The sequence below is a fragment of the Pantoea dispersa genome (assembly GCF_019890955.1).
GTDB lineage: Bacteria > Pseudomonadota > Gammaproteobacteria > Enterobacterales > Enterobacteriaceae > Pantoea > Pantoea dispersa.
The window spans coordinates 271,928-285,558 of record NZ_CP082347.1 but is presented as its reverse complement, the minus strand read 5'-3'; the positions used below and the strand labels follow the sequence as shown (position 1 = coordinate 285,558).

Below are 13,631 nucleotides of genomic sequence, written 5' to 3'. Positions count from 1 at the left end.
TGTTATCTCCGATAGATAAAAAGTCGTTGTGCCATTAACACCATGATTAACAGCATGCCCACCACGCCCAGTTGCCACACGCTGTTCAGCCCCAGCTGCAACATGCAGGTTTTGAGGGTGACCAGCATCAGCGCGGCGGCGAGAACGCCAGCTACGCTGCCGCGCCCGCCAAAGATCGCCACGCCACCCAGCAGCGCGGCGGTCAGCGACTCCAGCTCAAGATTCACGCCGATTTCCGGGCGGGCGCTGCCGAGCCAGCACAGGGAAATAAAGCCGGCGCAGCCCGCCAGCGCACCGCTCAGGCAGTAAACCAGCAGCCGCAGGCGATCGACCGGAATGCCCACCAGCCGCGTGGCGTGCTCGTTGAAGCCGCAGGCGTAAATCCATTTGCCCCACGCGCTGTTGCTGAGGATCAGCCACGCCAGCAGAAACGCCGGGATGACACAGGTTAAGAAAGGCAACGGAACGGACAGCATGGCCGCCCGACCCCACTGCGTCAGCAGCGGCGGCACGCCGGCCAGCGCCGCACCACCGGTCAATGCCAGCGCCAGGCCGGAAAACAGATAAAAACTGCCCAGCGTAACGATCAGCGGCCAGAGGCGTAAGCGCGCCACCAGCAGGCCGTTCAGCGCGCCGGCCAGGCTGCCGCTTAGCAGGCAAATTAGCGGCAGCCAGCCGGGCGCAATACCCTGATCGAGTGCCAGCATGCCGATGACCGCCGAGAGCGAAACGTTACCGCCAACCGACAAATCAATGCCGCCGCCGCCAGTCATCACCACCAGCGACTGCCCGAGCGCCACCAGCGACAGCAGCGTGGCAAACTGCAGGATGGAGGTCAGCGACCATGCCGCCAGCATCTGCGGCAGCACAATCGCGATGCCGCCCAGCAGCAACAGCCACAGCGCCAGCAGCAGCGTCAGATCGGGGGCTTTGCGCCACAGTTTCATGCCAGCCTCCTTAGCGATAACAGCCGCCCACTGGCTGCTTCACTGCTCAGCACCAGCAACAGCACCGCCCCGGTGACCACGGTTTGCCACAGCGAGGGCACGCCAATCAGCAGCAGGCCATTTTGCAGAATGCGCAACAGCAGTACGCCGAGCAGCGTGCCGAGCAGACTGCAGGAGCCGCCGGTAATGCGCGTGCCGCCCAGCACCACCGCGGCAATCGCCTCCAGTGCCAGCGTGCCGCCGACGGTCATCTCCACGTTACGATAGGTGGCGATGTAGCAGGTGGCGGCCAGGCCGCACAGCACGCCACTGAGGGCAAAAGTCGCGACACGCACCTGGGTTACCGGTATGCCCGCCAGCCGCGCTTTTTCTTCGGAGTTGCCGGCGGCCAGCAGCCATAACCCGTACGGCGTATGGCGCAGCGCCAGCCATACCAGCGCCCAGGCCGCGACAATCAGCCAGGCCATCAGCGGCAGTCCCAGCAGCGGCCGCATGAGTGCGTGCGTCAGATCGCCCGGCAGACCGGAAAGCCACTGCCCGCCCAGCAGCACAAACAGCGCCGTGCGCCAGACGCCGAACAGCCCCAGCGTGCCAACAATTGCCGGAATGCGGCCGATCACCACCACCAGCGCGGTGATCAGCCCTGCCAGCAGGCCAATAAGCGGTCCGGCCAGCGCCGCCAGCAGCGGGGATTGCAGCATCAGCAGTTGTCCGACACCCCACGCGGCCACGCCCATCACCACGCCCACCGAGACGTCCACGCCACCCATGGCGATCACCAGCGTCATACCCAGCGCGATCAACAGCAGTTCGCTGCTGTTGCGCAGAATGGTCAGCAGGTTGTCAGCGGTAGCAAACCACGGTGAAAACCACGTAAAGCAGGCGCCAGCCAGCACGGCGATCGCCAGCAGGACGATTTCCCGCGAAGTCATATGCATCACAGGCCTCGTCAGAATTTGAACTGGTCGACGTTATCTTTGGTGAAAACCGCTGGCTTGCCGAGCAGCAGCACACCGGTTTTGCTGTCAAAGGTCACCGGTTGGGCAAAGCCGGGAACGTGATTTTCGGCGGCAAACGCTTTCCCGTCGATCAGCTGTTTGCCCGCCCACACCGTCAGATAGCCAAGCTTTTCCGGGTCCCACAACACGGTGTAGCCAAACGCCCCACTTTTCAGGTAGGCGCGCGCGGTGTTCGGACTGCAGAAACCGCTGCCAATCACCTTGCCGTTTTTGCCAGCGGTTTCGATGGCCTGCGCCACGCCCGGACAGGTTGTAGAGGCCATGGCAATCACCCCTTTCAGATCGGGGTTAGCGGACATCAAATCGGTGGTGATTTGCGCCGCGCGGCTGGCGGAACCGCCGGCGTACTGGGGTTTGAGCAGCGTAATGTGCGGATATTTACTTTTCACCCGCTGCTGCATAAAGCCAATCCAGCTGTTGAGGTTGGACGCCGTGGCTTCGCCGGAGACGATGCCAATTTTGCCGCGCTCGCCGACACGTTTGACCATCTCATCGATCACCGTATCGCCCAGGCCCTCATCGGTGGCCTGCGCCACATAGACCGGCCGCCCGCTGTCGGGCGCATCGCTGTCGCTGGTGAACAGATGCACATTACTCGCCTGCGCCTGCGCCATCACCGGCGCAATACTGGAGGCATCCAGCACGCTGATACTAATCGCATTGACCTTCTGCGCAATCAGGTTCTGCACGATCTGCAGCTGATCCATCGGGTTGGTATCTACCGGACCGCTGTAGACAAACTCCACGCCGAGATCGTGCGCGGCGCGCTTGCCGCCCGCCTCCATCGCCTGAAAATAGGGAATACCGATGATTTGCGGCACGAAGGCCACCTTTTGTGCCGCGAAGGCGTAACCCGATACCAGCAACGACAGCGAACAAACAGCAGTAGCAATGCGATGCATGATGATTTCCCCTGGTGTGAGTGCTTAGGTGTTTTCGAAAATGCGCGCATCAGGATGCGCACCGGTAATGAGTGCAACGATTTCGTCTGGCGTGGTGTCCGCGTGACGGCGCTCGGCGATTTTGCGGCCGCGACGAAACACCACCATGCGATCGGCCACGGCAAACACATCGCTGATGTTGTGGCTGATCAGCACCACGGCGCAGCCGCGTTCCGCCAGGCGGCGCGTCAGCTGCAGGACTTTCTGCGTCTCCGCGACCGCCAGCGCGGCGGTGGGTTCATCCATGATCACCAGCTGCGCGTTGAGATTGAGTGCGCGGCAGATCGCTACCGCCTGGCGCTGGCCGCCGGACAGACTGCCGACCGCCGCTTCGGCATCGGAAATGTGCGCATCGAGTTCGTTCAGCAGTCGATCCACCGTTTCGCGCATCGCGCGGCGACGCAGAAACGGAATGCCGAGCACGCGGCGCTTCAGCTCGCGGCCAAGAAACACGTTCTCGGCAATCGACAGATTCTCTGCCAGCGCCAGCTCCTGATAGATGGTGGCAATACCGTGCTCGGCGGCCTGGCGTGGCGAGGTGAATTTCACCGCCCTGCCGTCTACCCACAGCTCACCGTCGCTGGCGCTGTACGCGCCGGATAACACTTTGGTAAAGGTCGATTTGCCCGCGCCGTTGTCACCCAGCAGCGCCAGCACTTCACCGCGATGGATCGACAGATTGACCTGGCTAAGCGCCGTTAACGCGCCGAAGCGTTTGCCGATGTTGCGCGCTTCGATGAAACAGCTAGTCATGGGCGCTCTCCGGGTAAGCCGCGCTGTGGAAATCGATCTCCCACTGCAGCACGCGGGCGTAAAGCTGCGACAGCTGCGCCTGTTGCGCCGCGCTGAGCGTCAGTGCGCACTGGTCCAGCTCGGTTTTCAGCCACTGCGCCTGCTGATGGAACTCGTCTTCGGCATGCATCTCTACCCAGCGGCGCACGTCAGCGTCCTGCTGCGATTGCGCGCTGACGCGCAGGCACCAGTGGTAATACATCCACTCGGCACCGAACATCAGGGTGATGATTTCCGCATAGCTGCCCTGCTGCGCGACTTTCAGCATGCCATCGCGGAATGCGCTGACGCCGGGCAGATCGTCCGGATAATCCGCTGGCCGAATGCCGCGCCGCGCCAGCACCGCCTCAAACCAGGCGATTTGCGTATCCACCAGCGCATTGAGCACGCCAATCAGCCAGCGCTGCTGACGAATGCCGGGCGCCTTGCTCACCGCCAGCGCAAAAATAGCGATGGCGGTGGCGACGAAGTTACCCTCAAACACCAGATAGCGATTAAACACGCTGTCCGGCAGCCGATCGTGCTCAATATCGACGACAAAGCGGTGCTGCTGCATCGCCTGCCACAGCGCCTGATGCTGCGTTAGCAGCCGATCGCTGAAGCTTTCCATTACGCCTCCTCCAGCGCAGCCTGCGCCACCGCCATGAAGTGCTTCACGCGCGCCAGTTCCACCGGGTTCCACCACACGCCATCAACTTTCAGCGTGCTGGCGACAATCACCCCCTGTGTGCGACCAAGGATCTGGCAGACGTTGTCCGGCGTTACGCCTGAGCCCACCAGCAGCGGCAAGGCCGTTGCGGCGCGGATTTCGTCGATTTCACTCAGCGTGGCGCTGTCGCCGGTGCGCTGGCCGGTGGCGATCACCGCATCGGCTTCGAAGAAGTCAACGTCACGCGTCAGCTCCTGAATCGAGCGGTCGGCGACAATGGCGTGGCTGCCGTGTTTAACATGGCTATCGGCAAATACGCGGATATGATCGGCCCGCAGCTGATTGCGATAGCGCAGCGCTTTAGCGGCTGCCCCTTCGATAAAACCTTCATTGGCGATATAGGCATTGGCCCACTGGTTAACGCGCACAAAATCCGCTCCGCCGGCTAATGCCGTGGCAATTGCCGGGATTGCCGCATTGGCCAGCACGTTAATTCCCAGCGGTGCAGCAAAACGCTCGCGAATTTTATCGGTGATCACCGCCATAAATGCTGCCGTTTCCGGACCAATATCGTCGGGCTTGGCAAAGGGAATATCGCCATGATTCTCAACGATCAAACCGTGTACGCCGCCAGCCAGATAATTATCCGCATCGCGCAGGGCACAATCTATAATTTCACTCACCGGTTTGCCGCGATATTTCGGCGAGCCGGGAAAAGCATCACAGTGAATAACACCAATCACCGCCTTACTGCGTGAAAAAATATCTTGTATCGCGTTACTTTTTTCTGCTGATATAGAAGCCATCTCTTTCACCTTATTAACGAGAAAACTATGCGTGTCTATGTTGCAGGCAATATTGTGGTGGATGAAACCTGGTCCATCGATCAACTCCCTGAAAAAGGCGCCTCAATTCATGGCAAAAAAATTGCGCAGGATATCGGTGGCAAGGGCGCCAATCAGGCAATCATACTTTCGCGCTGCGGCATCGACACGCGCTTAATTAGCGCCACCGGCGATGATATTAACGGCCAGTGGATCCGCGAACGCATCCGGCACGAAACATTAACCTTGCTGCCGCCTCAGTTTTTGTCTGCTCACAGTGACACCTCAATTATTTTTAATAGCAGCGATGGCGATAATGCCATTATTACTACCACCGCCGCGGCCGACGCGCTGGCAGCCGATATTATCCTGGCTTACTTAGCCGATGCCGCAGCCGGCGATATTCTGCTGCAGCAGGGCAATTTTTCTGCGGATAAAACCCGCCGGTTATTTAGCTGGGCAAAGGCGCACGGCTTAACCACGGTATTTAATCCTTCACCGGTCAATCCGGACTTCGCCGATCTCTGGCCACTGATTGACATCGCGGTGGTCAATCAACCGGAAGCCGATCTGCTGCAACCCGCCGGCGTTAACACACTGGTGATTACTCAGGGTGCCGCCGGTGCGCTGCTGATGCGTGGCAATCAGCGCGTGTACTGCCCGGCGATCAACGTCGCGGCCGTCGATACCACCGGCGCCGGAGACACCTTCCTCGCCGTGCTGCTGGCGTCTGCCCTGCTGCGCGGCGTCGCGCCCGACCTGCTGGCGCTGCAGCATGCCAGCGCGGCGGCGGCGATCACCGTCAGTCGCACTGGCACGCTGAACGCGTTTCCCGATGCTGATGAATTACAACGTATTCTGGCGCAGCGCTAAGCCCGGGCGCAGACGTTCGCGTCTGCGCCTGGCGGTTACTTAAACAGCGAACGGTAGCTGTCGACGTTGGCTTTGGTCACCACCGTGGCCGGAACCAGAATGGTTTTGCTCACAGTTTTGCCGGCCGTCAGGCTATTCAGCGCTTTCAGCGCTTCTTCACCCATTTTCTTCGGATCCTGCTGCAGCACGGCGGTAACGTAGCCACCGTCAATGCCGCTGATGGCTTTTGCCGTCAGATCCCAGCCGAATACCTTGATGTCCTTCTGCCGTCCCTGGTTTTCTACTGCGGCAATGGCACCCAGCAGCGCCGGCTCGCCGGTGGCATAGATCGCGGTGAGATCCGGGTTGCCGGTAATCAGGTTTTCGGCAGCGGTCATGGCGTTGTCCTGAATATTCTGGCCATCGACCACATCGGCGACCGTTATCTGGCTGTTACTTTTAATCGTCTCTTCAAAACCTTTCTGACGCTGGTTCTGGATGGCCGAATTGAGCGCGCCGACAATTCCCAGTCGCGCTTTGCCGCCCATCTCTTTCGCAACATAATCGACAAAGTATTTGCCGAGGATTTTTCCACCTTCGAGGTTATCTACGCCCACCTGCGCTGCCTGCGGACCGGCAGGCAATACGGCATCAATCGCAATCACCGGAATATTCGCCGCTGCGGCTTCTTTTATCGCTGGCATAATACCGTTGACATCGATTGCATCCACCAGAATGCCTTTCACTCCCTGCTGAATATAGTTTTCAATCGCATCGTTTTGCGCCACGGGATTATCGTTGGCGTTATAAATCACCAGCTGTTTACCGCTGGCTTTGGCCGCTTCCTGTGCGCCCTGATTCATCAGGTTAAAAAATAGCGCCTGCTGATTAATCTGGACTAACGCATAAGTGGGTGCGGCGTGAGCCTGAACGCATAATGAACCTGCGGCGAGTAAACCACTCGCGATAAACAGTGAACGCAGTTTTCCGCTGAAAGATGACATCATTGAGTTCCTCGTCGGGAATAATAATAACCAGCGCTTCTCAGCGACCTACCGCTGAGCGTTTTTTTGGCAGGTAAATATCAGTTCAATGATTCTGAGCACGGCGATAATCCCGTGTTTTGATGCCGCCGGCGTCGTCTTTTTCGGCATCCCATCCACTGGGAGTGCGGGGTGAAAAAAACAATGTCGGGTTGGGAAGTTAATCCCGGTACTGCGGTAAACGCTTTATACAATTCGCCCGACGAATTTTTTTGTCAAGTGTTTATTTCTCCAGCAACGCAATCGGGAAAGCGCTGTATTAGTCGCGCTTAACTGTGTTACAGATAAGCCACCCCGGCAAACATGGCGAAATGGATGAGTACAAAACGCGTGTTGTTATCTGACGTGGCAAAGCTGGCTGGCCTGTCAAAAGCCACGGTGTCACGCTATCTGAATCACAGTATTGTGCTGCCGCAGGACACCGTTGACCGCATTGAAAGCGCGATCCGCACGCTGGACTATCGCGGTAATTCTCTTGCGCGGCGTTTAAGCAAAGGCGGCAGCGAAACCTTAGGCCTGGTACTGCCGGATATCACTAACCCGTTTTTTGCCGAACTGGCGGATGCCGCCGAAGAAGCAGCGTCGGCACACGGTTACAGTCTGGTGCTGTGCATCACGCGCAACAACCCGGACAAAGAGGCGCAGTTTATCCGCTGGCTGGATACGCGCCAGGTGGATGGCCTGCTGTTCACCACCAACCGGCCGGACAACGGCCTGCTGCGCGACGAGATCCAGCGCCAGCGCCATGTGGTGCTGCTGGATGAAGACATTCCCGGCAGTAACGTGCCGAAGGTCTTTGCAAATAACGTGCAGGGTGGCTGCATGGCCACTGAGCAGCTGATCGCCGCCGGGCATACGCAGATTGCGTTTATCGGCGGCCCGGAGCAGCTGATGAGCGTGCGCGAACGCTATCTTGGCTTTTGCACCGCGATGCAGCAGGCCGGTTTAACCGTACCGCCGCAATGGGTGATGTATGGCAACTACGAACGCGAATTTGGTCAGCAGGCGTTGCAGCACCTGTTCCGTTGCACGCCGCGCCCTACCGCCGTGTTCGCCGCCAGTGACTATCTGGTGCTGGGACTGCTCGACGGTTTGCGCGCCATCGGCCTGCAGGCACCGGCGGCGCTCTCGCTGGTCGGCTTCGATGACGCCAACTACAGCGATCTGACCCAGCCGCGCATCTCCACCATCCGCCAGCCAGCGCGCCAGCTGGGCCACACGGCGGTAAGCATTATGCTGCGCCTGCTCAACAACGACAGCAGCATCCCGATGGAGACACGTTTACCGGTGGAATGGATTGGTCGCGATTCGGTGGGATTTGTTAGCAATGTCCCAAAATGAGGCAAAACTGCACAATCATGGCGCAAAAAGTGAGCGATTTTTTCCGTTAGCGGTATAGTGAGTAAACCGGTTTACTTGGTGATTACATAACATACGATGTATTACAACAAGTTAGCCGCGAGTGCAGTGCCTGTTATTCAGGCTGGCATGGATGCTGCAATGTCATACCTGGCGAGTAAATATCATTGTAGCGTTTACCCTGTTGCTGTGAATTAAGGGTTTATCTGGCAGGTAAACCGGTTTACTAGATTGTAAATCGTGTCAGATAGCCTCTTTTTCGCGACCGGCTAAACATTTCCCACAGGCGTTGATGGGAGTGATCCAATGCAGCAATTACCAGCTCTTCCGGCCCGGGTGGAGATGATTAACATCACTAAAACCTACGGCTCAATTCGTTCTCTGCGCGGCGTCAATCTGCAGCTGGCCCCCGGTGAAGTGCTCGGTCTGGTGGGCGACAACGGCGCCGGCAAATCGACGCTGACCAAAGTGCTGTCCGGCGCGGTGATCCCCACCAGCGGCGCGATCCGCATTGATGGCGAACAGCAGCACTTCAGTAATCCGGCGGATTCGCGCCGTTGCCATATCGAAATGGTTTATCAGGATCTGTCGCTGTGCGACACGGTCGACGTGGCCGGTAACCTGTTCATGGGCCGCGAACCGACCAGACGCATCCTTGGCGTGCCGTTTCTCGATCAGGCCACAATGCATGCGCAGGCGCGTGAGATGCTGAAAGGTCTGGGCATCTCGATTCCCGATACCCGTCTGCTGGTGCGTAACCTCTCCGGCGGGCAGCGTCAGGCCATTGCTATCGCCCGTGCCGCCGCGTTCGATCCTAAAGTGCTGATTATGGATGAACCCACTGCCGCGCTGGCGGTAGCGGAAGTCGAGGCGGTGCTGGAGCTGATTCGCCGCGTGTCGGCGCGAGGCGTCAGTGTGATCCTCATCACCCATCGGCTGCAGGATCTGTTCCTGGTGTGCGATCGCATCATGGTGATGTACGAGGGCACCAACGTGGCCGACCGCCGTGTGGCGGACACCAGCCTGAGCGATATCGTCAACCTGATCGTAGGTGAGAAATTTACCGCGCAGTCCGCGGCAGCACACTGAGGTAACAGGATGAGCATCATGAATTTAGGCAGTTCACGCATGATCCAGCACTCTCTGCCGCGCCGCTTGTTGCATAACCATTCGGGTGTGGTAAGCATCGCGCTGTTTTTTGTCTTTTGCTGCGTGGTGTTTTCGCTGATCACCAGCAACTTTCTTACCAGTACCAACTGGCTGAACATCATCCGGCAAAGCGCGCCGCTGCTAATCGTCGCCACTGCAATGACGCTGGTGATTACTACCGGCGGCATCGATTTATCGGTCGGCTCGACGCTGGCGCTGGTGGGCGCGCTGTCGGCCATTGCGCTCAATAACTGGGGCTTGCCGTGGCCGGTGGTGCTGATTGGCGGGCTGCTGCTCGGCGCGCTGGTGGGCGCCATCAACGGCTTCTTTATCGCCTGGGAAGGGATACCGGCATTTATCGTCACGCTGGCCACGCTGGCAGTGGTGCGCGGCATCGCGCTGCTGGTGACGCAGGGCTATTCGATTCCGGTGCCGGCTGACAGCCTGTTCACCTTTATGGGTCGCGCCTGGGTGCTGGGGATTCCCATGCCGGCACTGATCGGCATCGTGGTGTTGCTGGCCGGTCACATTGTGCTTAATCACCTGCGCTTTGGCCGCTACGTCACCGCCATCGGTGCCAACGCGGAAGGTGCACGCCGCAGCGGTATCAATACCAAAGCGGTGACCATGAAAGTGTACATTCTCAGCGGCATGGCGGCGGCGCTGGCTGGCATGATCATCACCGCGCGCCTCGGCAGCGGCTCCTCTAACCAGGGCGAAGGTTTTGAACTGCAGGTGATTGCGGCGGTGGTGCTGGGCAGTACCAGCCTGTTTGGCGGCTTTGGAACCGTGATCGGTACGCTGCTCGGCGCGCTGTCGATTGCCATTATCCAGAACGGCCTGATTTTATCGCATATCTCACCGTTTTATACCCAGATCGCCACTGGCACCATCATTTTGCTCGCCATCTGGCTCAACACCCGCATTCTCAACCCGAGCCGCGCGCCCGCCAGAGGATAGCCCATGAAAGGATCAATTTTTCGCCATGCGGATCCGTTGCCGCTCGGCGTCAGCAGCGGTCAGGTGATGACGGTGCTCGGTCCGCTGCCGGTGGCGGAGATGGGCGTCACGCTGATGCACGAGCACATTTTACTGGATGCCTCCGGTAAATGGGTGCCGCCCTGCTGCTGTAGCGACCGCCACATTGCTGAAATGCCGGTGCGCATCGAGAACCTCGGCGAGCTGTCGCTCAACCCGCTGATGAGTCGCGACAACTGCCAGCTGTTTGACGTCGACACCGCAATTGAAGAGCTAATGAAATACCGCGCGCTGGGCGGCGAAACGGTGATCGATCCGACCAATATCGGCATCGGCCGCGATGGTAAAGCGCTGCAGCGCATTGCCCGTCTCACCGGCCTGAATATTGTGATGGGCACCGGTCTGTATCTGGAGCCGTCGCATCCCGAGTGGGTAAAAACCATCAGCGTGGAACAGCTGACCGACAAGCTGATTTTCGACCTCGGCGGACTGCCGGAGAAGCCGGAGGTGCTGGCCGGGCTGATCGGTGAAATCGGCATATCCAGCCGCTTCACGCCCGATGAAGAAAAATCGCTGCGTGCCGCCGGGCGCGCCAGTGCGGCCACCGGCGTGCCGATTCAGGTGCATCTGCCGGGCTGGGAGCGGCTCGGCCATAAGGTGCTGGATATTCTGGCGCAGGAAGGTGCCGATCTGCGCCACACCGTGCTGTGTCACATGAACCCCAGCTTTGCCGACAAAACCTACCAGCGCGAGCTGGCGGATCGCGGCGTGTTCCTCGAATACGACATGATCGGCATGAGCTACTACTACGCCGACGAATCGGCGCAGTCTCCGTCCGATGAGGAGAATGCGCGCGCCATTTGCGAGCTGATCGACGACGGTTACCTGCAGCAGATTTTGCTGTCCCAGGACGTGTTCCTGAAAACCATGCTGACGCGCTACGGCGGTCACGGCTATGGCTACATCCTCAAACATTTTGTGCCGCGCCTGAAACGTCATGGCGTCAGCGGCGAACAACTCGAAACCCTGATGATCACTAATCCGCAACGGGTGTTTGGCGGATAAACGGAGAAGTTGGCATGCAAAAGAACGTCTTGCTGGTCGGTGAATCCTGGACCAGTACCGCAACGCACGTAAAAGGCTTTGATCAGTTTGCTACCGCCACCTGGCACAGCGGTGCGGCGGATTTCCTTGCCGCGCTGCAGGAGAGCGCCTATGCCGTGACGCATATGCCGGCCCACGCCGCCGCCACTGATTTTCCGCAGACGCTGGAGGATTTGCAGCGCTGGGACGTGATTATTCTGTCCGATATCGGTGCCAATACCCTGCTGCTGCATCCGGACACCTGGCTGAAAAGCCGGCGTACGCCCAATCGCCTGGCGCTGATTCACGACTATGTTGCCGCAGGTGGCGCATTGATGATGGTGGGCGGTTATTACAGTTTTCAGGGGATTAACGGTGGCGCACGCTATCGCAATACGCTGGTGGAGAAAGTGCTGCCGGTGCGCTGTCTGGCCTGGGATGACCGCATCGAAACGCCGGAGGGCAGTTACGCCGAGGTGACAATGTCACACAAAGTGGTTACCGATCTTTCCGGCGACTGGCCGTGGCTGCTCGGTTACAACGAAGTGGAGATGCAGCCAGAAGGCACGCTGCTGGCCACCGTGGCGGGCACCGGTCATCCGCTGCTGGCGGTGCGCGAATATCAGCAAGGCCGCTCGCTGGTGTGGACCAGTGACATGTCAGCCCACTGGCTGCCGGAAGAGTTCAGCCGCTGGCCGGGCTATCGCCAGCTGTGGATTAACTGTCTCGACTGGCTGACGGAGCGTGACTGATGTCAGCGCGCTCACTGCCTCTGGCGCAGCAGCTGCTGAGCTTTGATACCATCAATCCACCGGGCAATGAGCTGGCCTGTGTGCAATTCCTCGCCGCGTGGCTGCAGGAGCAGGGCTTCGTGGTCGAACTGACAGCGTTTGGCGAGCAGCGCGCCAACCTGATCGCCCGCCTGCCGGGCCAGATGCCGGGCAAACCGCTGGCCTTTACTGGCCATCTGGACACCGTGCCGCTGGGTAATCAGCCTTGGCAGTTTGATCCGTTTGGTCACGACATTGATGGCGACCGGCTGTACGGGCGCGGCGCCAGCGATATGAAAGCGGCGGTAGCGGCGTTTGTGCTGGCCTGCGTGCAGCACAAAGCGGCGATTGCCGCCGGGCGCGGCGTGGTACTGCTGCTGACCGGCGGTGAAGAGACCGGCTGCCACGGTGCCCAGGCGCTGATCGCGGCCGGGCAGTTGCCTGAAGTCGGCGCGCTGATCGTGGGCGAGCCGACCGCCAACCAGCCGGTGATCGGCCACAAAGGCGCGCTGTGGCTGCGCTGCGAAACGCGTGGCAAAACCGCGCACGGAGCCATGCCGGAGCTGGGTATCAACGCCATCTACCTGGCGGCCGATGCGCTGGGTAAAATTCGTCACTTTTCACCGGGCGCGCCGCATCCGCTGATGAAACAGCCGACGCTGAACGTCGGCCGCATTGAGGGCGGCCTCAACATTAACTCGGTGCCGGACCGCGCCGCGTTTGATGTGGATATCCGCAGCGCGCCCAACCTGCAACACGCGGTGATTCGCCAGCAGCTGGCGACCTTTCTCGGTTACAGCGTGCACATCAGCACGCTGGTCGATCTGCCGGCTGTGCTAAGCCCGGAGCGGCACCAGTGGATTCAGTCGGTGTACCGTGCCTGCGAAGCCGTGACGCAGCAACCTGCGGAAGCGCGCATCGTGCCCTATTTTACCGATGCCTCGCTGCTGCTGCCGGCGCTCGGCGATCCGCCCTGCATCATTCTCGGTCCCGGTGAGCCGACGCAGGCGCACCAGACTGATGAATACTGCCTGGTGAGCCGTCTGAGCGAGGCAGAGCAGATTTACGGGCAGCTCATCGCTGACTGGATGCGCTGAGTGCCGCTGATGCGCTAAAAGCGGATTTTTTCCCTCTGCGCCGCCGGAAACGCCCTGCAGCCTGTTACACTCGTCGGCTATAACAACTTTTTAACGTCAGCGGCGCAGTGTGCTGGCGTTATTACGCA

The 13,631-nt window shown here is 59.7% G+C and carries 14 protein-coding genes; 7 read left to right on the top strand and 7 right to left on the bottom strand.

Features of this window, described 5'->3' with window-relative positions; translation table 11 throughout:
* Window positions 1-2: 2 nt before the first annotated feature.
* From K7H94_RS20030 to K7H94_RS20005, 6 genes are read right to left on the bottom strand one after another with little or no spacing between them, the layout of a single operon-like run.
* Window positions 3-947, bottom strand: a complete 945-nt coding sequence (locus tag K7H94_RS20030) for an ABC transporter permease (protein WP_222952353.1) — start codon at window positions 945-947, stop codon at window positions 3-5.
* Entirely contained in the window at window positions 944-1,885 is a 942-nt protein-coding gene (locus tag K7H94_RS20025; RefSeq protein ID WP_058758759.1) for an ABC transporter permease, read from the bottom strand. The genes K7H94_RS20030 and K7H94_RS20025 overlap by 4 nt, the downstream gene beginning before the upstream one ends.
* A gap of 11 nt (window positions 1,886-1,896) precedes the next feature.
* Window positions 1,897-2,868: an autoinducer 2 ABC transporter substrate-binding protein gene (locus tag K7H94_RS20020; RefSeq protein WP_222952352.1), complete on the bottom strand. Its 972-nt coding sequence runs from the start codon at window positions 2,866-2,868 to the stop codon at window positions 1,897-1,899.
* A gap of 24 nt (window positions 2,869-2,892) precedes the next feature.
* Complete coding sequence (locus tag K7H94_RS20015) at window positions 2,893-3,660, bottom strand: ATP-binding cassette domain-containing protein (RefSeq protein WP_222952351.1); 768 nt, start codon at window positions 3,658-3,660, stop codon at window positions 2,893-2,895.
* Complete coding sequence (locus K7H94_RS20010) at window positions 3,653-4,309, bottom strand: TenA family protein (RefSeq protein WP_222952350.1); 657 nt, start codon at window positions 4,307-4,309, stop codon at window positions 3,653-3,655. The genes K7H94_RS20015 and K7H94_RS20010 overlap by 8 nt, the downstream gene beginning before the upstream one ends.
* On the bottom strand, window positions 4,309-5,154 hold the full coding sequence (locus tag K7H94_RS20005) for a BtpA family protein (RefSeq protein ID WP_058758763.1): 846 nt from the start codon (window positions 5,152-5,154) through the stop codon (window positions 4,309-4,311). The genes K7H94_RS20010 and K7H94_RS20005 overlap by 1 nt, the downstream gene beginning before the upstream one ends.
* A gap of 27 nt (window positions 5,155-5,181) precedes the next feature.
* Between K7H94_RS20005 and K7H94_RS20000 the strand changes: the two genes are divergently transcribed.
* Window positions 5,182-6,045: a PfkB family carbohydrate kinase gene (locus tag K7H94_RS20000; RefSeq protein ID WP_222952349.1), complete on the top strand. Its 864-nt coding sequence runs from the start codon at window positions 5,182-5,184 to the stop codon at window positions 6,043-6,045.
* A gap of 35 nt (window positions 6,046-6,080) precedes the next feature.
* On the opposite strand, the gene K7H94_RS19995 is transcribed toward K7H94_RS20000, so the two are convergent.
* Window positions 6,081-7,031, bottom strand: a complete 951-nt coding sequence (locus K7H94_RS19995; RefSeq protein ID WP_058758765.1) for an ABC transporter substrate-binding protein — start codon at window positions 7,029-7,031, stop codon at window positions 6,081-6,083.
* 339 nt (window positions 7,032-7,370) lie between these two features.
* On the opposite strand from K7H94_RS19995, the gene K7H94_RS19990 reads away from it, so the two are divergent.
* The 6 genes from K7H94_RS19990 (at window position 7,371) to K7H94_RS19965 (ending at window position 13,503) form a co-directional block, all read left to right on the top strand.
* Window positions 7,371-8,408 carry a LacI family DNA-binding transcriptional regulator gene (locus K7H94_RS19990; protein WP_222952348.1) on the top strand — a complete coding sequence of 346 codons (1,038 nt, stop codon included), beginning with the start codon at window positions 7,371-7,373 and terminating at the stop codon, window positions 8,406-8,408.
* Window positions 8,409-8,768: 360 nt separating this feature from the next.
* A complete protein-coding gene (locus K7H94_RS19985; RefSeq protein ID WP_021509459.1) occupies window positions 8,769-9,515 on the top strand; it encodes an ATP-binding cassette domain-containing protein in 747 nt (248 codons plus the stop codon).
* Window positions 9,516-9,533: 18 nt separating this feature from the next.
* Entirely contained in the window at window positions 9,534-10,535 is a 1,002-nt protein-coding gene (locus tag K7H94_RS19980; RefSeq protein WP_222952347.1) for an ABC transporter permease, read from the top strand.
* 3 nt (window positions 10,536-10,538) lie between these two features.
* Window positions 10,539-11,618, top strand: coding sequence for a phosphotriesterase family protein (locus tag K7H94_RS19975; RefSeq protein WP_222952346.1), 1,080 nt, complete (start codon window positions 10,539-10,541; stop codon window positions 11,616-11,618).
* A 14-nt stretch (window positions 11,619-11,632) separates the two neighbouring features.
* Window positions 11,633-12,388: a glutamine amidotransferase gene (locus K7H94_RS19970; protein ID WP_222952345.1), complete on the top strand. Its 756-nt coding sequence runs from the start codon at window positions 11,633-11,635 to the stop codon at window positions 12,386-12,388.
* Window positions 12,388-13,503: a M20 family metallopeptidase gene (locus tag K7H94_RS19965; protein WP_222952344.1), complete on the top strand. Its 1,116-nt coding sequence runs from the start codon at window positions 12,388-12,390 to the stop codon at window positions 13,501-13,503. Before K7H94_RS19970 ends, K7H94_RS19965 begins: the two co-directional genes overlap by 1 nt.
* Window positions 13,504-13,631: the final 128 nt, after the last annotated feature.

Bases quoted from the DNA above. Each gene is read 5' to 3' on its own strand.
- K7H94_RS19980 (WP_222952347.1), top strand. From the start codon at position 9,534: ATGAATTTAGGCAGTTCACGCATGATCCAGCACTCTCTGCCGCGCCGC.
- K7H94_RS20020 (WP_222952352.1), bottom strand. From the start codon at position 2,868: ATGCATCGCATTGCTACTGCTGTTTGTTCGCTGTCGTTGCTGGTATCG.
- K7H94_RS19985 (WP_021509459.1), top strand. From the start codon at position 8,769: ATGATTAACATCACTAAAACCTACGGCTCAATTCGTTCTCTGCGCGGC.
- K7H94_RS20000 (WP_222952349.1), top strand. From the start codon at position 5,182: ATGCGTGTCTATGTTGCAGGCAATATTGTGGTGGATGAAACCTGGTCC.
- K7H94_RS20025 (WP_058758759.1), bottom strand. From the start codon at position 1,885: ATGCATATGACTTCGCGGGAAATCGTCCTGCTGGCGATCGCCGTGCTG.
- K7H94_RS20030 (WP_222952353.1), bottom strand. From the start codon at position 947: ATGAAACTGTGGCGCAAAGCCCCCGATCTGACGCTGCTGCTGGCGCTG.
- K7H94_RS20010 (WP_222952350.1), bottom strand. From the start codon at position 4,309: ATGGAAAGCTTCAGCGATCGGCTGCTAACGCAGCATCAGGCGCTGTGG.
- K7H94_RS19990 (WP_222952348.1), top strand. From the start codon at position 7,371: ATGGCGAAATGGATGAGTACAAAACGCGTGTTGTTATCTGACGTGGCA.
- K7H94_RS20005 (WP_058758763.1), bottom strand. From the start codon at position 5,154: ATGGCTTCTATATCAGCAGAAAAAAGTAACGCGATACAAGATATTTTT.
- K7H94_RS20015 (WP_222952351.1), bottom strand. From the start codon at position 3,660: ATGACTAGCTGTTTCATCGAAGCGCGCAACATCGGCAAACGCTTCGGC.
- K7H94_RS19965 (WP_222952344.1), top strand. From the start codon at position 12,388: ATGTCAGCGCGCTCACTGCCTCTGGCGCAGCAGCTGCTGAGCTTTGAT.
- K7H94_RS19995 (WP_058758765.1), bottom strand. From the start codon at position 7,031: ATGATGTCATCTTTCAGCGGAAAACTGCGTTCACTGTTTATCGCGAGT.
- K7H94_RS19970 (WP_222952345.1), top strand. From the start codon at position 11,633: ATGCAAAAGAACGTCTTGCTGGTCGGTGAATCCTGGACCAGTACCGCA.
- K7H94_RS19975 (WP_222952346.1), top strand. From the start codon at position 10,539: ATGAAAGGATCAATTTTTCGCCATGCGGATCCGTTGCCGCTCGGCGTC.